Origin of the sequence: Paraburkholderia sp. BL17N1, assembly GCF_003634175.1 — a bacterium.
In the GTDB taxonomy this organism is placed as follows: domain Bacteria; phylum Pseudomonadota; class Gammaproteobacteria; order Burkholderiales; family Burkholderiaceae; genus Paraburkholderia.
Map to the genome: position 1 here is coordinate 1 of NZ_RBIW01000003.1, position 17,523 is coordinate 17,523.

General features: G+C 58.2%; 17 protein-coding genes and 1 pseudogene. 7 read left to right on the forward strand and 11 right to left on the reverse strand.

Annotation, left to right across the window (positions count from 1 at the left end):
* Positions 1-334: 334 nt before the first annotated feature.
* The 3 genes from B0G82_RS40800 to B0G82_RS35785 form a co-directional block, all read right to left on the reverse strand.
* Positions 335-634 (reverse strand): TrbG/VirB9 family P-type conjugative transfer protein, encoded by a 300-nt coding sequence (locus B0G82_RS40800; protein WP_241975081.1) that lies wholly within the window; start codon positions 632-634, stop codon positions 335-337.
* Between the two features lie 13 nt (positions 635-647).
* On the reverse strand, positions 648-806 hold the full coding sequence (locus B0G82_RS40805) for a TrbG/VirB9 family P-type conjugative transfer protein (protein WP_241975082.1): 159 nt from the start codon (positions 804-806) through the stop codon (positions 648-650).
* 483 nt (positions 807-1,289) lie between these two features.
* A complete protein-coding gene (locus B0G82_RS35785) occupies positions 1,290-2,483 on the reverse strand; it encodes a replication initiation protein (protein WP_121311068.1) in 1,194 nt (397 codons plus the stop codon).
* A gap of 1,063 nt (positions 2,484-3,546) precedes the next feature.
* Here B0G82_RS35785 and B0G82_RS35790 point away from each other — a divergent pair.
* From B0G82_RS35790 to B0G82_RS40810, 3 genes are all read left to right on the forward strand, one after another.
* Complete coding sequence (locus tag B0G82_RS35790; RefSeq protein WP_121311070.1) at positions 3,547-4,776, forward strand: AAA family ATPase; 1,230 nt, start codon at positions 3,547-3,549, stop codon at positions 4,774-4,776.
* Positions 4,773-5,759 (forward strand): ParB/RepB/Spo0J family partition protein, encoded by a 987-nt coding sequence (locus tag B0G82_RS35795; RefSeq protein WP_121311072.1) that lies wholly within the window; start codon positions 4,773-4,775, stop codon positions 5,757-5,759. The genes B0G82_RS35790 and B0G82_RS35795 overlap by 4 nt, the downstream gene beginning before the upstream one ends.
* Before the next feature lie 1,138 nt (positions 5,760-6,897).
* Positions 6,898-7,134, forward strand: a complete 237-nt coding sequence (locus tag B0G82_RS40810) for a hypothetical protein (RefSeq protein ID WP_241975083.1) — start codon at positions 6,898-6,900, stop codon at positions 7,132-7,134.
* A 375-nt stretch (positions 7,135-7,509) separates the two neighbouring features.
* Here the strand turns inward: B0G82_RS40810 and B0G82_RS35805 are convergent, their stop codons facing one another.
* Positions 7,510-7,758: a hypothetical protein gene (locus tag B0G82_RS35805; protein ID WP_147439626.1), complete on the reverse strand. Its 249-nt coding sequence runs from the start codon at positions 7,756-7,758 to the stop codon at positions 7,510-7,512.
* 1,185 nt (positions 7,759-8,943) lie between these two features.
* The gene (locus tag B0G82_RS35810; RefSeq protein ID WP_347237583.1) at positions 8,944-9,369 is read right to left on the reverse strand and encodes a hypothetical protein; all 426 of its coding nucleotides are present in this window, start codon (positions 9,367-9,369) and stop codon (positions 8,944-8,946) included.
* A 1,112-nt stretch (positions 9,370-10,481) separates the two neighbouring features.
* Between B0G82_RS35810 and B0G82_RS35820 the strand changes: the two genes are divergently transcribed.
* Entirely contained in the window at positions 10,482-10,793 is a 312-nt protein-coding gene (locus B0G82_RS35820) for a hypothetical protein (RefSeq protein ID WP_147439627.1), read from the forward strand.
* Between the two features lie 139 nt (positions 10,794-10,932).
* Here B0G82_RS35820 and B0G82_RS35825 read toward each other — a convergent pair.
* From B0G82_RS35825 to B0G82_RS35840, 4 genes and pseudogenes are all read right to left on the reverse strand, one after another.
* Positions 10,933-11,152: pseudogene (locus B0G82_RS35825) on the reverse strand (hypothetical protein).
* Complete coding sequence (locus B0G82_RS35830) at positions 11,152-11,496, reverse strand: hypothetical protein (RefSeq protein WP_199730234.1); 345 nt, start codon at positions 11,494-11,496, stop codon at positions 11,152-11,154. Before B0G82_RS35830 ends, B0G82_RS35825 begins: the two are co-directional and overlap by 1 nt.
* Before the next feature lie 176 nt (positions 11,497-11,672).
* On the reverse strand, positions 11,673-11,915 hold the full coding sequence (locus tag B0G82_RS35835) for a DUF6429 family protein (protein WP_106286387.1): 243 nt from the start codon (positions 11,913-11,915) through the stop codon (positions 11,673-11,675).
* 5 nt (positions 11,916-11,920) lie between these two features.
* Positions 11,921-12,409, reverse strand: coding sequence for a helix-turn-helix domain-containing protein (locus tag B0G82_RS35840; protein WP_121311081.1), 489 nt, complete (start codon positions 12,407-12,409; stop codon positions 11,921-11,923).
* A gap of 338 nt (positions 12,410-12,747) precedes the next feature.
* On the opposite strand from B0G82_RS35840, the gene B0G82_RS35845 reads away from it, so the two are divergent.
* Together B0G82_RS35845 and B0G82_RS35850 are read left to right on the forward strand one after the other, a co-directional pair.
* A complete protein-coding gene (locus tag B0G82_RS35845) occupies positions 12,748-13,119 on the forward strand; it encodes a hypothetical protein (RefSeq protein WP_241975084.1) in 372 nt (123 codons plus the stop codon).
* Positions 13,120-13,273: 154 nt separating this feature from the next.
* Positions 13,274-13,390, forward strand: a complete 117-nt coding sequence (locus B0G82_RS35850) for a sigma factor-like helix-turn-helix DNA-binding protein (RefSeq protein WP_241975085.1) — start codon at positions 13,274-13,276, stop codon at positions 13,388-13,390.
* Between the two features lie 167 nt (positions 13,391-13,557).
* Here the strand turns inward: B0G82_RS35850 and B0G82_RS35855 are convergent, their stop codons facing one another.
* Together B0G82_RS35855 and B0G82_RS40815 are read right to left on the reverse strand one after the other, a co-directional pair.
* Positions 13,558-14,940, reverse strand: a complete 1,383-nt coding sequence (locus tag B0G82_RS35855) for a hypothetical protein (RefSeq protein WP_121311083.1) — start codon at positions 14,938-14,940, stop codon at positions 13,558-13,560.
* A gap of 883 nt (positions 14,941-15,823) precedes the next feature.
* Positions 15,824-16,864: a hypothetical protein gene (locus B0G82_RS40815; RefSeq protein ID WP_241975086.1), complete on the reverse strand. Its 1,041-nt coding sequence runs from the start codon at positions 16,862-16,864 to the stop codon at positions 15,824-15,826.
* Between B0G82_RS40815 and B0G82_RS35865 the strand changes: the two genes are divergently transcribed.
* A complete protein-coding gene (locus B0G82_RS35865; RefSeq protein ID WP_121311087.1) occupies positions 16,852-17,205 on the forward strand; it encodes a hypothetical protein in 354 nt (117 codons plus the stop codon). The two genes, B0G82_RS40815 and B0G82_RS35865, sit on opposite strands and share 13 nt — an antisense overlap.
* Positions 17,206-17,523 lie beyond the last annotated feature (318 nt).

Sequence of the window (17,523 nt, forward strand, 5' to 3'; positions counted from 1 at the left end):
GGTTAGGAAAGCGCCAGGAAAGAATGCAAAGCGCCGCCTAATCGTTGAATTGCAGCTTCAAGAGTCGGACGCTAACAGCGTAGAGGCGCTCGAGTTCATGATTGAAATGCTGAAGACCAGGTTTGGCATTGAGTGAAGGCCAACCGTTAGTTTTTTTTGGGCCACGGTCATACACTCCGAACTCGCGCCGGCGTCCACACACCACCGTCACTTCATCCTTTCCCGAGACGAGAACAATCTTGTCGGCCAGCCGCTGGAAAATAAGGAAATCAGCTCGACGAATGAAATTGCCGACGACGCGATCGCCGTGGTCCTTGTACGGCACCGGCCACGTTTACGCTTTCGCGGGCATGCGCATCCAGATCGAGTGACCGTCGTCAAAGATGACCTCGGGCTTGAATTCGGCGCTGCCGTCGACCGAGTAGTCCCAGTTTGAGCTTGTCGGGCGCACCCGGGCCATCGGCGCGCGCGGATACTGAAACCATACACCGGCAGGCAACGCGATCAGCGTGAAGTTGTACTCGCTCCGGTTGGTCGTCAGGTGCAGGGCGTTGACGATGTCAGCCTTGTGTGGCTTGATGAACACGTGGTTCATCTTGTCGTCGTCAACTTCACACTGCACGCTGTCGTCCATCGCGGATCGGTGATCAGCTCTCGCCCGATTCAAGCTCGATGGTCGTGAGGTTGAGCGGCGCTGTCAGCATGCGAAAGAACTGGTCGCGGCTGTAGGGGAAGACCGCAATGCGGGCGTCGCCCGGCATCGTGAGCGGATCGCACCCACCGTTGAATGGATTGATGGGGCTCACGGGGTCGCCTGCGACGATTGCGGCCGCCGGAGTCTGTCGCCTTTTTTTCGTTCGCTACGGTCATCGGCAACGCGGTTGCCGCGAGTAGGACAAGGAGGCCGAGAGTCAGCCGCTGAAGTCTGAAGATCTGCTGGCCAAACTTCACCGGTCCGCTCAAGGCGGAAGGATGGGATATAAATGCTGAAGCGATTCGCGGTAAGCGCCGCGTCGGCCGTTGGCGCGACGATCTGGTAGCGCAGGGTCAGCCCATATGACTTGGCGTTGAATCGGGCCTGCAGGCGACGAGCTCCGTCACCACTGGATGACCGCTTACGTCGTCCGCCACCCCGACCACGCGCGTAACAGACGTCGGCGGCTGGCGCGCCAGACCGCACCAGCCGCGACCGCGGCACACGCGAAGGCGATAAGCAGAACGATTATTTTGAGCACCGTCTAGACCGATTGCGCCAAAGCGTTCAATCTTTCATACCGCACCGATCGACTTTACTGCGCTGCAATTTTTGTCCGCAGCCATGAAGTGTATGCCGTTCGCTCCAAGGCATTTTTAAAAGTTCCGATTTCAGGTTGATATGTGTTGCCCTTTCCGCCTTGGGCCATATATTCGGCGGCGAACCGCTGCTTTTCGGAAAGTGATAGTGCTTTGATCTTGTCCGAAGTGCGGCGTGCTCTCTCATCTGCCGACGCCTGCTCCTCGTCTTTTACTGAGGAGTCCGGTGTTATTTCGGGGATCTTCGGTGCAAGCTCGATTCGAGCGCCCTTCTCGAATACCGTCCTCGCATAACCTCCGGCGTTGCCGCGGATCTGCTTTCGCTTGGCACGGTCTTCGACGTAGATCGCCGTTTGCAACGCCCTATCAGGTTCTTGCTGGATCCAGCTGATCGCGAGTCGATCTCCGACGCCGAGTTTCGTGAGGCGTTTGAAAGCGTCTGAGTTCCGGATTGCCTTCTGTCCTTCGTCTTCTTCGTTGTCGAGCATGGACCGCTGAGGATTGTCCTCGACAAGAAATCGAATTTGCACCACCCGTCTCGCTTCTCGCTTGTACTCTGGCGTGACAATAATATTTGAAACTTGGTTGATCTCTTTCACAGCCTTTTTAATGACTTCACTTGAAAAGTGTTTGAACTCGTCATACATGCTCGCGTCTGCACCGAGAAGGCGTCGCCAAGTTTCAACGGATATCCAACCGGTTGATCCTGTCCGTTTGAACCTAAGGCAATTTTCGTATAAAGCAAGCGCATAGCCACCGCTGAACTGTCGCTGGACGTTGATATTTATGAGCGTGTAGATGTCAGGGTTGGCAAGCTTTTCGGCGAGCCAGTCACTGTACTCGTACGCGCATGTCCCGCTCTTGATACTTGCGTACGCAATGAGAGGGGAGGCTTCCCAGTCGGTTTTGCCTCCGTCTTGCAGAAGATCAAACGATATGGGTGTTGACATGACCTTCAGCAGGGCTCGCTTTAACGCATCGTGATTCTTGCTGTCGAAGCCCAGCATCGTGCAGAGAATGCCGACAGGCAGTGTGTGCCGTTTTTTCGTCAGAAGCTCGTCATATGCGTTCAGGAGGAGCACATTTACGATCTTTCGCTCGAGCAAGGAAAGCTCGCCGCTCACGTGAACCGTGGCGACGTGTTTTTTTAACTCGCTCGGCGGCATGTTGAGCGGCTTCAGGTTTGGCATGAGGTCTCCATGATTGGCGAGATTCTAGGAGGAGAAGGTCATGTCGGCAACCCCTTTCATTCTGACTTTTAGTCTGCCGATACGAGTTGTAGTCGCAGCTTCCCATAAACCATGACTTTAAGGGCGTTCAGTCATGTCTCGTGGGACGGAAGGTCGGCAAGGGTTTGGAAAGGTTACTTGCTAAGGGAACAACGTCTGTTTGTTGTTTTCTTTTAAAAAACAAAAAGACTTTAAAACGTTTACAGCCACAAAAGCCTTGACTGGTGGGACTTTGCGGCTGGGTAGGTCATGGTTTGTGGGGTGTGCGGTGAGGGTTTGTGGGGGAATTTGCCGATCTTAGATCAGGGTTTATGGGGCGGAAAGTTAGGGTATGTGGGGAAAGTCACGGTCTGTGGGGCTGTATACAACTCGTCATAAGTGACTGAATATAAAGATGTCTTAAGCTGTACCCGGTGAATGGTCAGGTTTTGTGGGGAGGACGGCCTTGGGAAATGAGAGCGCAGCCACTTCCCCCCACGAACCATGACTTTTGCTTCGGTGGTTGTGCGAAGTTCGATCTCCCCCCGGCGCTGTTCCTACAAGATTTGGAATCGAATTCTTAATGAGGCAAGGATGGCAGGTCCGCTCTACCAAGATAGACGCCGCGGGCTGCATTGGCCGCTGCTATGGGTGAGCGACATACGCTCGGTGCCCTGCTTTCCCCACAAACCATGACCGTACGTCGCGTCGATCTAAAAGCTCCCCACAAACCCTGACCTTTCGAGCAGGCGCTGGGGGCTAAGCCCCCATAAAAGGTGACCTTTCGAGCGACCAGGTCGGCAAACAACTGCGCTACAGCGCCGAAGAATGACCTTGCCCGGTCCCTTAGCGTAGGCGATAGTCAGCGAAATGCTTCTTGATAGCCTGATTGCGGAGAAGTTTTTCGCTGAAGTACCTTGCGCGCCGCATGTTTCACCACTAAGCTTCCGCAGAATTCAACACATAGCTGGTTTTTCTGCTTTCTGTGTTGAAAACATCACACCGCGCACATTGCTCAGTGCGCTATCGAAACCTGGAGTCCTTGATGAATACAGCAGTGCGTGCGCGTTCTGACAAGCCAATTATGTCGATCCACTTGAAGCACGCCCCGAAACCGATGCCGCTGTCTGCCATTAAGGCGATCGCCGACAACGCGAGCGGCATGCTTGTCGACGTTCGCGAGAGCATGCTTGCTCCGCATCCGCGTAAGAATCCTCCTGTTTTTACAACTGCACAAGTTGGAGACCTTTGTCGGATAGATAGGCAGCGTATGAATTACCTTTCTCGATCGGACTCTCAGCTACCACAGGGTACGCTACGGCACAGCCGAAGCCGAGAATTCACCCTTGAGGAAGCTAGGGTATGGATTGACCGGATCGCGCCGTTCGCAAAACGACCGGACGGAGTGAAAGGAAAGAAGATTGCGATCGGCAACTTCAAGGGCGGCGTCAGCAAGACCACGACTGCAATGACACTTGCTCAGGGGCTGTCCTTATTTGGTCGCCGAGTGTTGCTTGTTGACCTTGATCCTCAAGCCTCTTTATCGGCCCTCAATGGAATACTGGCAGACAGCGAAGTGTCTGACGAGCAAACTGTACTTCCGCTGATTTATGGCGATGTTGAGGACTTACAGTATGCCGTCCAATCCACCTACTGGGACGGTGTGGACCTCATTCCCGCCAGTGCGGCCCTATTTGGCGCCGAATTTTTTCTTCCCTTTAAGCAATCGAAGGATCAGTCGTTCCAATTTTGGAAGGTATTGAACAATGGGCTTGAACCCCTTCTCCATCAATACGACGTGGTCATAATTGATACCCCCCCTGCTCTCTCATATCTCACCATCAATGCTTTCATGGCCGCTGACGGCTTGATAGTCCCGACGCCTCCGAGCGCACTGGATTACGCGTCCTCCACGCAGTTCTGGAGCCTTTTTTCGGATCTTTCAGAAAGCATGACGCAAGTGGCGCCTGAGCTCGATAAAAGCTTCGACTTTATCCATGTGCTTCTCGCAAAAGTTGATCAGAGTCAGGCAGCCACCCCAATTGTTCGGGACTGGATAAACAAGACTTATGAGGGGTTGGTGCTTCCAGTCGAGATTCCAACGACTGCAGTCACGCAGACGGCAGCCGCGGAGTTTGGAACCGTCTACGACATTTCTCGATATCAGGGCAGTCTTAAAACTTACCAGCGGGCGCGCGAGGCTTACGATCGGTTCGCCGAGATTATCGATCAGCAAATCGTTGCGCTCTGGTATGCAGAGCAGGAGGCAAAATGAGCATCAAAGACAGACTCGCGGCTAAGTCCGCCTCGATCGGAACCTCTCCCCGACTTCAAAAACCGAATGACGATCAGACGGCACGGCCGAAGACAGCCCCAGGGCAACTGATGGCTTCACTCCCGCTGCTTGCGGAAAAGGAGCGGGAGCTGCAGGCGGCAATGAAACGTATTGAAGAGCTCGAAGCGACAGGCATTCGATCTTCTGAGGAGATTGATATCGCGTCGCTTGTCGAAGTTCCCGATCGACGCCGCGTTCTCTCAGACGAAGAATACGAGGAACTCCGGACAAACCTTGCGAGCAATCCGTTGATTCATCCGATCGTCTATCGTCCGTTAAGTGATGGTCGAAAGGAGATCATTTCGGGTAATAATCGGGTTGCGATCTACCGTGACTTGAATCGGTCCTACATTCGCGCAGTCCCGTTTGAGGGAACGGATGCCGAGGTCGAGTTGGGCGCGGCCTTCTCAAACTTGCTAGCGCCCTCGCTGCCGGACTTCGAGAAATACAGGCAGTTTGAGAGGATTAAGAATAACTTGGGGCTCTCTCAGGCAGACATCATTCGTATGTCTGGCTTGGCTCAAAGTCATGTGGCTCGGGTTCTGTCATTCGAAAGCTTGCCGGATGCTGCAAAGGAAATCATTGCTCGCAAACCTCATAGACTCGGAGGCACGGCTGCTGCCAAGTTTGCGGCGTTGGCTCAGCAGGGCCGTGCCGAAGAAGTGACAAAAGCCATCGCGGCGTTGATTCAATCGACAGATATGACGCAAGAGCGCGCTTTGGCGTTGGCATTACCGACACGCGTAAAGGCAGCACAACCCACGGCAACTGCCATCAACCTGGGAAAGCGGAAGTTTTGTGAAGTGACTGTCCGCAGCGGCGTCGTGGGCTTGAGATTTGCCGGCAAAGACGCCGAGGCTGCGGCTGAGGAGTGGGGCGAACGAATTGCGCGATTTATTCGATCGGAACTTGATGATCAGTAGGAAAGCATCCAAGTTGGATGTCGTTTAAAAACAAGCACTTAGAGCTATACGTTAAGTGGTGCACTCGTTGATCCAATTTGGATACTGTTTAAAATCAAAGGGTTGCCGACAACGTTTCCATGCCGGGTGTGCGGCGCTACGGCAGACGGCGCCTGCATCTGAAACTTTTCTGGGTGCGCGCTGGATCACGTCGATCGGCACGTCTTCTGCGGCGGCATGGGTACCAAACGTGTGCCGAAAGGCATGCGGCGAAGCCTGATGGAGCACATCCGGTCGCCGTCCAAGAGACTTTCGATTTCCACCAGCATCCCGTCCGTCGCCCGTCGCACCAGCTTCCACATGCCATGCGTCGTATAGCCATGGTGTCGGGCCTCAGCCGCCGGGGAGTGCGGGACGACCAACGGGGCAAGAGCGGGGCCGTCGAGCTTGGGTCATCGAAAGATTCATCCCTGTCGCGCCAGTGAACACGAGGCGCCACCACCGTGGCGGGACGCGCGGCCGCCGTCCGTTCAATCACAGACAGTTTCCAGATCCGTCCAGGCGCGTGCTATGCGGTGACAGCATGAGTCGATCGCATCGCGCGCTGGTGACCTCCTCGCGCCGCAGACCCGACTCGCCCATCAACAGCAGCAACCCGCGTGCAGTCTGCCACTGCGTCGCGTCGGCAGGTTCGCACGCGCGATCCATCAATTGCCGCACACGCTCGCACAAGCCTCTATCCAGCGCCCGGTCGATGCTGATACTTGCCTCGTCCCTGACAACCCGTGGGTCGTTCACCGCCTTCCATGGATTCCCGGCCAGACAGCGGACATCAACTAGCCAGGTGAACGCAGCGCGCAGGGCGCGCGTCGCGTAGCGCTGTGACTCCAGCGTCAATGCGTCGGTCGAAAACGGCCGCTAGCGGTGACGAGCTTCGGGGGGGGCTTCTTACAGACGAACGATGGGGAGGGCAGGGTGAGGAAATCCTTGTAGGCCTAACAGTCCTCGACCAGGAACGCGCTAATCGGCTTGCCTCGCACGAGCAACCGTCCACAGGAGAAAGCGCTCCAACTCCTTCGTGTACGCGCGTAGCGTTTGCGGCTGATCCCGCTAGCGGTTCAGGCAGCCGCGCACCGCGTCGAAATCGTTACGTGCTTGAATGAACGAGAAAACAGCGGACCGGTCGGCGTCCATCGCGCCGGACAGCGCGGTACCGAACGCCATCCGGTCAAGCGGCGCCGAAGGCGCTGCGCGACCCGTCAATGACAACCACCTCAGTCGCGATCAGCGGGTCGTCAAGCTCGACCTCGTCCACGACCCGCTCGCCGATCGACGCCTCGTGCTGCCTCAGCCACGCGACGATGTGCCGGGCCCGGCCAGCGCCGGCGCAGGGTAATGGGCGCCACCAGCGGCCCCCGCGCCGGTTGCAGAAGCCGAGGAGGTCGCCCAGCGTGCTAAGCCCTTCGCTCTTGTGCCGCCGCGACACCGATGGACGGAACCACATGCCAACCGGATGCCGCGCGTCGGGCTGCGCCACGGTGAGCGCGGCCCCTGCTCGACCATTTCGAGACTGACCGACGTGAGCCGTGCGCTGCCGTATGCGCGCCGACGCTTTCAGGTGGTCAGCGAGGACGGGTGAGCCGTGCTCGGTGCGAGTTCCGCGAGATCGGCTTGCATCTGTCGCAGATAACTCGTGACCCAGCCCGCGCCTGGCGCGTTGCCGTCCGTTGACGTAAAGGAAGCAGCACCGTCGGATGCGCGAACGTCCTATTTATAAGGCTTCCGCGGCCTCGTGCTTCCAGATTTGCTTGCGGTCGAAACGAAGCAAAAGTTTGAAATCGCGAAAGATCGAGTTAAATGTAATAAACTTAGGAGTATTAAATGACTGCCGCTGTGCTGCGGCCTCGACGCGCGCCTCACCTGCATTGCCATAGCGGGCTCGCAGTTCCGTGAAACATTGGCGAACAAAAGCTGTATCCGCCGGGTCGCCGTCGGCCAAGGCTTTGCCGGGCGCTTGCACGAAAATGTTTCACGGGAAAATCGGCATGCTGCGACCTGGACGCGTTTGGTTGAGGTCTTCCTGCGAGTTCAAGCTACGGGGCGCGAGTTGGCCCACCGACTGTATGATTCATTACGTAAAATGTAGTATCCCTACACGGATACTTTTTGCGCTTTCAGGCGATAAGCGGGCCATCGCTTTTCGGCAGCGCGTGCGCGCGATGTCGCCGGGCGTAGAACGTATTAATTCTGTCTCTGTTGCGTCATCAAATGTGTCACCTCGCGTCAGCGGTGTAGAAATGCAACTAACCGTCAGCCGCAGGAGACCCGCCCAGTCGCTTCGCCACAAACCAGGTCGGCAAGGGAAGGACAGTCCGCTACCTCCGACCGCGACGATTGCCGGTTCGACACACACGGGACATCACTGCCTAGTCGTAGAAGCACTTGACGCCTGATGGCGAGGCGGTCTCGCCTGCACATCGCAGGTGTGGTCGACAGAAGCGACAAGCGGCCATAGGAGAAGTGCGAACGGCACCATACGCACCGGAACGGAGCGTCGATCGCATTGCTGTTAATGATGAATGGACTCTCGCGCATGCATTGCGGACAACGAGTCAGGAGTGGTTGTCGATGCGCCGGACAGTGGAGCCCGGTGCCCGAATTGGGCACGCCGGGATCTGCGCGGGGGTGCTCAGCAATGGGCCGAACGAGCGATTTGCCGTCAAACACCCAAGGTAGGGCATTCCTACCGTAATCCTCGCGTCAGCGGTGCAGAAATGCAACTAACCGTCTGCCATAGCAGACTCGCCCAATCGCTTCGCCACAAACCAGGTCGGCAAGGGAAGGGCAGTCCGCTACCTCCGACCGTGACGATTACCCGTTCGACACACCCGGGGCATCACTGCCTAGTCGTAGAAGCACTTAACGCCTGATGGCGAGGCGGTCTCGCCTGCACATCGCAGGTGTGGTCGACAGAATCGACAAGCGGCCATAGCAGAAGTGCGAACAGCACCATACGCACCGGAAGGGAGCGCCGATCGCATTGCTGTTAATGATGAATGGACTCCCGCGCATGCATTGCGGACAACGAGTCAGGAGTGGTTGTCGATGCGCCGGACAGTGATCTTCTTCCTCAAGCTGATGCAACACACTGTGGTAGCCGTGCGCCGCGCACTGCCTGCAATACCGGAAGACCGTGTGATACCGCTCATGCACAGTGGAATCGATCAACGATGCATCCAATACCTTTCTGGGTAGCCGCACATGCACGCGCCGCGGCGAGATCAGCCGATCCGACAAGCCGGACCTCTGCGGTGCAAGCGTCAAGCTCGGCGCATGAGCCGTCTGCATTGGATCCAAGAAGCAATTCGCTTAGTACAACCAACTCCTCGCGATCAACGTGGCGCACCCAGAAATCAGCGACGTGACGGTCTTCGTTGATCAGCACATAGCCCGGTCGCTCGCAGAAGGTGATCACATTCGGGTTCGCCTCGAGTAGTAACCATTGTTCAAGCAACGCACGACGGTAGAACATCACGCGGCGCGCGAGTTTGGGGCTGAAGGCTTCAAATCGATGTGCGCCGCGTGGACGGGCAAGCGCGATCGGCCTGGTTACCTGAAGGGTATCCGCCATGAGGTCAGCCTCCTAAGGACGGGATTCGAAGTGTAGGAGGTGAATTGGCAAATTTAATACGGACACATGCGAGTTGACACTTTTATGCCGATTCGAAGGGACATAAAAGTGTCAACTCGCGCGCGTTCTGGCCCGCGGTTACTGGCGAGGGCCGGTGACAGATTCATTACGTCCTACGTCTTTGGGCCGTCCCAGCCAGCCACGACGGCACGCACGGTATCGACAGCCTGCGTTTTGTACCAGAACTTTAGCATTGCGTTGGGGGTTCGGGGCGGTTGGTCAACGAGGAGGAGTGGGCAGCATTGCACCGCCCCTATTAGCGCGAGCGCAAGGTCGATATCGAGCCCGTCGAACCAGCCACGGCCACCTGACTTCAGCGGCGCTACAGGCGTTGGCGAGGGGTTATTTCTGTCGGTGACGTCAATGCGATTCTTTTTTTGCCTCGGGTTGCCAGGGTTGCTTCTGCTGGTCGGATCCACGCTGCGTCGGCGTCCTAGTACATGCGTCTGCGACTACAGGTGGCAGGTCGTCGCAGCAGCATGCATAGACTGGGAACCCATACGCATTGGTGCGGACGATGGTTGTTGGCCCGTGCAGTTGGCACACCGCATTCATGGCACCTCCTGGATTCTCACGCGCGGCGGCACGTCGGTTCGGGCACGGTCGCGTTCTCGCTGTGTGCAACAAGTCAGCTTGCGTCCGTGCCTGCAAACGGAACTACTGCACCGGCGAGAATGTGCGCAGAGGCATGTTCGAGCCGGCGTGAACAATATTGTCGATGCAGTCAGCACCGCGGGCGCGGTATGGCGTGCCGCCGCTGGACACAGTTCATAGTACGCCTTTGCCGGTACGAGGGAACATTATCGCGGTCCTTGCCCCAGCAACTGGTCGCACGCCCGCCTGCAATCCCACGGACGGAAGCGCGCGCAAAGTCGTCTGCGGCTAGTTCCATGTCCGCAGCGGGATAAAAAGAGCAACCTGCGTTGTTCGGCGAGCGCCTGGGTGTGCAGCTAAGTCCCGAAAGGTTTTCGGGATGCGGCGTCATTGGCCCGCGGCTCGGGCCATAAATCCGGCTGCAGCGCCGTGATCGTAGTCTCGACCGCAGCGGACCGATGGCAACCGCCAAAGCTGACCGATATCGAGGCGAGCCTGGATTGTCGCTGCAACAGTTGAAGAAGATGAACCGGCTGATGATGGGAGCCGGGTCGGAAATGCGGCAGGCGAAGCGCAGCAGAAAATTGGCGATCGGGAGCGGGGCGCCGTGCGTATTACGCAACTACCGGTCGATCGCGACCCGTCCGCCAAAGGCGGTGACCCTGAACCGCTCGCGGATCCCGACAAACGGGGTCTTCAGGGCGGCCAACGGACAGATGCTGAACAACAAGCCGCCAGATAGAGGGGAATCAAGACTCCGGTCCGCGTAAGCGCTCGCGCGTTCGTCCTTGCATCGTTTGTATCAGGCTCGCCTCGAGCGGGACCCCTTTCGTCGACAACCATGTTCATGGTCACGAGGAGGGCGCGGAATGACAAAGGCGAATCATTCAGACGAGCACCGGCTTCGATTCAATCGACACTGTCCAGCCATGCACGTGCCCATTGAATACCCGCCAGCTCCACCTCTGCCCCGGTGTCAAATGGGCCGAATACGCCGGAACGCTTCAACGACCCTGTTGTCTTTCTTGATGGTGCCGCTTGCGGCGTAGCGTTCGGGGTGCAGGATTTCCTTTTGCTGCAGAATGGCATGGCGCCACAGCATGCAGCCCTTATATTGCTCGCTTTGCATCAGTGCTCGACCTCGACCTCTGCATGACGCCCGCCTACGCGAAGGACATTGCCCTCAGGCGTGATCTGACGGGGAATGTCGTCATAGCGTGGCTCTCCCGTACGGCGCCCGACCGCGGCGACTGATGCCTTTGGGCCGGGCGCAGCAACGATGCGGTGCTGCAACTGGCTATGCCCGGTGCGCGTACTCGCACGTCGGTGCTTCGGTGCCTTGCGCACCGGTTGTACCCGCTGCGTGTCGCCTCGTGCCTCAGGCGGATTCCACACTTCTACGTACCGGGCGCCGGCAAACGCCGGGAAAGCGATTGCCAGAAGGAACACGCCGTACCTGATTACCGAGGTCATTCTTTCTCCGTTTCAAAGACGCTGCCATGGTCTGCGTAGCGAGTGCTCGCCCACGCAGACCCACGGGGAAACCGTTCCGATGTCCGCCAATTTTCTCACGGCTGGATTACACGGCCGCGCTCCTGCGTCGCAATTCCCGTTCAGTCGCTACGGTCATTACTTAGAAGTTCGTTACATCAACCGTTCGTGCGGTCCGGGATAACGAAATGCTGCCTGAATAGGCGCTCGGACTCACATAACCCTTCCTCGGTAAAGACCACCGACTTCGTCTTGTTGACCGGGTCGCAGATGAGGCCCTTTTCGTAAAGGCGATTCAGCACCTCCCAGTCGAAGCCCTTCCAGGCGCGGTACTGATCGTGCAGCGTCAGGTAGAGAAGTGCCAGGGCGACTTCGTCGATTGCGTCGGTATCGATATTCATGACATTCATCCCGCGGCCTTCTGAACCCGCACACAAAACCGCTCGAGACTAGCCAGGATCTCGTCGGTCGACTTGCTCCAGATGAACGGTTGGGGGTGGGCGTTGAAGACGTCAAGGTATTGCCGGATTGCATCTTCGAGCTGGCGCGTCGAACCAGGCGTGCCGCGACGAAGGCACCTTTCGGTAAGCGTAGCGAACCACCGTTCGACCTGGTTGAGCCATCGCAATAGCCGCGCCGACATGCATGTTTCCATTGTCCTGGGTGCACCGGGGTGTGGCGCGTGAAACAGTCCGTCCACACGGTCAGCGACAATTCGCGCGCGACGTTTGGAGACAGTATGCAGGGTAAGTTGTAGTTTCGCCGCGACCGTCTTGTTTTCCATCCCTTCAGCACAGGCCAGCACGATACGCGCTCGCAACGTCAGCGCCTTCAGTTGCACGAATTCCGATGTGCTCAGCACGAGTTCCCGTTTGGGCCGTCCGCTTCCGCTCATCACCCGTCCTCGTGTCCGTGCCACACATAGCACTTTATTGCGCGGCGAAAATAATTCAGTGAATTTGTAACTCACCACATTACGCCAGCGTCGTCCCCCGGATAAGGTCTGCTCGGGTAGCACGGACTATCGCGGAGAGAAGACGGAAGGCGAGGGACTCGCGACACCAGAATCGCCGATCGCGGAGAAGAGTTCGTTAGAATAAGCGCACTGTCACACATACATTTTCAGACGATATGAGTTCAAGGCGAGGCGGGCCAGGTGTTTCGCGACCACGAAAACATCTCACGAAAGCGATGTTATTGCCGATGGACCAGGCGTCGGTTCGGGAGCAATCGTTGACCTCCCATCTTGCGCTTGTTGCCTGCCGCGACGGTCATGGCAACGGACACCTGTTTAATGAACTGATGCGAACCGTGTATCTCGCATGGTTTCTCCAGGAGGACGGTTACGGAAACGAACCGGTCCGACGCTTCAAGACTGCGGAACATGCCGTGGAGGCCGCCCTGGAACTGGCCCATGCAGCAAACGAGTGGGTGCTCGCTAAAGACGCCGTTCCCGTTTTTGAGAGCCTGCTGGCTTTGCGCGATGCGCAACTCGCCACCGCACCCCTCCACAAAATAATCAGCGCAGAACGCCGCCTCCGGCAATTCCTCGCCGGCACTGCCAGCTCGCCTGTTCCAGACGCAGATCCGGAGCAACTTTCATAGCAACCTTTGTCGGGACAGCGCGAAAAGATTGAAGGTATAAAGTCAGGATACCTGATCGTTGATGGCCGTCTTCATCCCGGAGTGCGGCGAGCATGTTTTCTACGTTTGTCGCGATCGATGAGGCGCTCGATGCACGTTTGCCGCGTAAGCGCAGGTGCGCCGGACGCGTTCCGCGCTCAAAACAGCGTCCGACCATACGTTCGAGGAGCAGGGCACAAAGCTCGACCTGGCACGCGGACGGATCCGGCAGATCGAAAGCAGGGCGGTGTGAAAACGGATGCTCCCGGGTCGGGTCGACAAGCTAAGGCAATTTCTCGACCATTGAGCTACGCTCCACCGTCGTTCAGGAACAGGGCGATTCTTCGCGCACCGGGGCCACGCTATCCCGATGCGCTTCACGCGTCATTGCAGAATCTGTCGTAGCACGCTACCGCCGACTCACAGGAGGACTGCCTGCTGCAAAAGCTGCAGCGCCTTCAGTTCGTCCAGTCGACCCGTGCGCGCCTTACCTGCCAGCGTCTTGATCAACGCTTCCGCGATCGGCGCGATACCTTGAAGATTCTCAAGGCTGGTCACGGAAGCAGGGAGCGGGATGGGGGATTGCTGCGGGGTTTCAGCGGCTGGAAGCGACTCAAGGCTTGCCAGTGTGGCTGCCGGCGCGTCGCCATTACCTTCTTCTGCTGAGCGCCCCACAAGCACCCCCGGAGCGTCGTTGTCATCATCCTGCTGGCTGACGGCTACCGGTTGTTTCTCTGCTGCGATCCCGGGCGAAACAGGTGATGCTCTTTCCGGCTCGATCCGGACGCCCGCTCGTGCGCGCCCCGTGCGCGCCTTCGCATCGGCGGGCTTCGCTGGCACGCCATCCTTCGTCGCGGCCGCGTGCGGCTCGTTCTGTTCAACGGAAGCACGGCCGCGCGAAGCGGGCGTGAGCAAACGTGACACCGACTCCGGAATGTCGGCTTCGGCGCGCGGCGTATCCAGCCAGCCAGTTGGCAAACCAAGTTGCTCCGTGAAACGGTTTGCTTCGACACCGTCCATGCGTTTCTTGCCATATAGCCGATGGGCCATGTTGGATCCGCTCATCGCCATGACTACACCCAGTCTTGCTTTCGATCCGTTGCGACCCGTGAGAACGTGGAGGTTGGCGCGCCGGATGTTCTCAACTGCGGCGCTGTCGTCCAGCGCCAGCGCTTGCTGTTGCGTTATTCCGGGAGACGTCCTGGTTTTCGGGGGTGAGCCTTTTTGCGGCGCACGAGGGGAGGGCTGTCCGGCCATCCGGTTTCGACCATTCCTGACGGCCTTGGGCGACCCGCCCGTTGCTTTCTTCGGCATTTGCGCTTCCTCGGACAAACTGGTTTCAGGATAGGGTTGCTGGTCGCCGCTCAGGGCGAAATCCGGTTCAGGTTTTTTCAACACTGCTTCCGGTTCGTCGTCGGTTTGAATGAAGTCGAGCGGTGATTTCAGGCGGGCGATAGTTTCGGCCGCAAGCGCAGGATTGGGCTGGTCGAAAAACCCGTGAGGCAGCCCAAGCGTGGTTTCCATGTGAAAGGCGGTCTCGGGCGTGAACCTTTCGCCCTTCGTCAGTTCGGCAACTCGCGCCATGTTCGATCCAAGTCCCAGGGCGATATTCTCTGCACCCACCGTATCGACCAGAAACTGGAACGATCGCGTTTTGAAAATGGAGGCAGTCTGGGCGGAGTCCCGGACAGGTGCATTGACGTATGGTTGTCTCGGCCGGGTGGACGGAGATTTTTTTGGGTGACGAGGCTGGCGCTGGCCGCTGTCCCGAGATCCCGCATATCGTCCGCGGGGTTGACTCATAAAGTAGGGCTCCTGCGATGATTGGCGTGCTGACTTTTGAATTATAAATGAGGCGATGCTGGCATTTGGCGCGTCACCGACGGTCTGCCGCGAAATACACGCGGGAGCCGGGCCACAACGCAATACTGCGCCCACGTCCGCATCTTCCAGTCTCAGTCTGATTGCGCTCGACCTGTGAGGCATCGCATGGTCTCCCTTGTGCCGATCGCGGGACAACTCCAAATATCCGGCAGGCGATGGAAGATTGATTCGCCGGCTCTCTCACATTCAGCGTAAAAGCGCCCGCCGGCGGTTGATCTGTCCGCGGTCAGGGGATGGGTCACTTGCACGGTAAGCCGCGCAAAAGCGCAGTTGGATTTTTCCAAGCCGGAATCGTTCAAACTGCCAGGCATTATTTGCGCTCATACCGTCGGTGACGTATTTGCCTGCCGACATCCGAAGCGCCAGGGAAGTTCACACGCGCCTCGCAGAATCGTATCGCTGGTATCGATCCGGAAAGCCCGCTCGCCGATTGACGCGGAGATCCCTTCATCTTTCATTTCGCGCAGACCTGCGTTCAAACCATGCGCGCCCTCGCATCAGGAGGAGTCTCTTCTCCGTAACGTCGTCGTATCCATTGACGGGAGAGTCTGTCGAGCGCCGGATGTCGGCGATCCCTGACGCAAGTCCCAAGGGGAGAGGCCGCCGATAGTGACACTGCCTGCGTCATCACGAAGGCGCCCGGTGGAGCGTGAGGTTCTGACTACGTATGGATCTGAACGCTTCAGTCCGGGCGCCAACAGACGCGGCACCAGTTTGCCTGCCGGCGCATATGTGCGGCCAACTCAACGCGTTGTCACCTCTTAACCTCGTCCTCCGGCTCGTCTCGCAGGCGGTGGCTGCTTCACCGCAGCGCTGCCAGACGGCGTTGGCAACGCATGTCATCTCCACCGCGTCGATAACTTTGTATAGCCTTCGTGCGGTCCGGCATACCGCTCCTGCCTTCTGTACCCCACGCGCCCTCCCAGAACAGCCCGAGATTGTGAGCTGAGGCCTTATGCCCCAGTTTGATGGCCTGCTCGTAAAGCGAGAGCGCGTGGCTCACGTCGGCCTGCATGCCCCGCCCGAGTCGGGCGCTATCGGCCAGCGCGGCGGCGGCCATGCCGCGAAGATGACCGTCCGCGGTCTCATCCTTCATCACATCTTCGAAAATCACATTACCCTTCTCAAGGTCCGCCTCGCCTCCCGTTGGTGTGACGAGAGAAATGGCCATTGCCATTCGCCAGGCCGGATGCCGGTTCGTGCCGATGCGCTCCAGCAGCCAGCGGCCCAGGTCCGGCGCGCGACTGAGCGTGCTGGTGAGAAGCGCATTTGCGATGGCGGCGATCGACTCGGCTGACAGGAAACCAGTCTTGTTTGCTGCAATGACGTGACGGGAAAACTTTTCGACGTCGAGGGTGGGGTCGGCGCGACGCAACTGATGCCATTCGCGCTCGATCGTTCCTACCCAGCTTTGCATTTGCATGGTGAGCGATCCTTTGGTGAAGAATGCACCTGATTCTAGCTCACCTTTTGTGCATTGTTCAGAGTTCGTGCGTCCCGTCGCATGCGTTCGCCAGATGGAGGGCTGGCACCGTCGCCACGTCCCGGTGAGATGATGATTTTGAGTAAAGCTTCGATCTTGTTGCTGTGATCCGTCGCGGTTGTTAGTCGTGCACAGAGTCACGAAGCGTTTGCAGGCATTGGCGCCTCCTGCAACATCAAGGCCGTGGCGCAGACCGTAGTGGATGATCAGGCATAGATAGCGGCGGTATTCATATCGCGACTTGTGGCAAGATCCGAACCGGATGGCAGATACGGGTTCGGGAGCCCATAGGCAGAAATGTTCGCCGGCCTGCTTCGCACGACGTTGGAGAAGGAGAGTGTCCCACGATGGCTGATGCATTTGAACTCGTTGCCCTGGCGTTGCCCGGCGATGTCGCCCCCGAGTCACTGCCCGCCACCGTCCGCCAGTTCGTCGCGGATTGCTGGCCCGGTATGAGCCGCAGCCAGTTAATCGCCCGCGCCCGACGCCTTTCACTGCGGCCGTCGCTGCGCGCCTGTCGCCCGGGTGCGCCGGGAGACATCGGACACTTTGTACTTACGCTTACGGCGGGCATGCAGACCGTGCCCCTGATCGCGCATTTACGCCGTGTCGCACAGCGGCGCGCGTCCGCGCGCAGCCGCAAGGCGGCCACCGCATCGCGACCGCCCGCGCGCGATCCGCGTCAGGCGTCGCTGTTCTGACTGGAGCGTCAAACCGGAGGATCGGCATCGAATTGAGTGTCACGCAGCTGCGTGACACCATGAGCGCGGTTGGGGCTATGGCGCAATGACCTATCACCGAATTCTGCACCATGCCGCGGTACGTTCGGGCGTCTGCCGACGACGAGGCACCTCGACGATCCAGACTGAGGACGCCGTCCGCAACCTGTCAAAAGGCAATTGATTGGCGGGGTTCGCCGTTCGTTGAGAGGATCGCCTTGGCTCCATACTGGCCCATGAGGATGCCCCCCGTTGCAAGCTTCGTCCTGTCTTCACGAATAGAGGCTGTTTTGCCCGTTA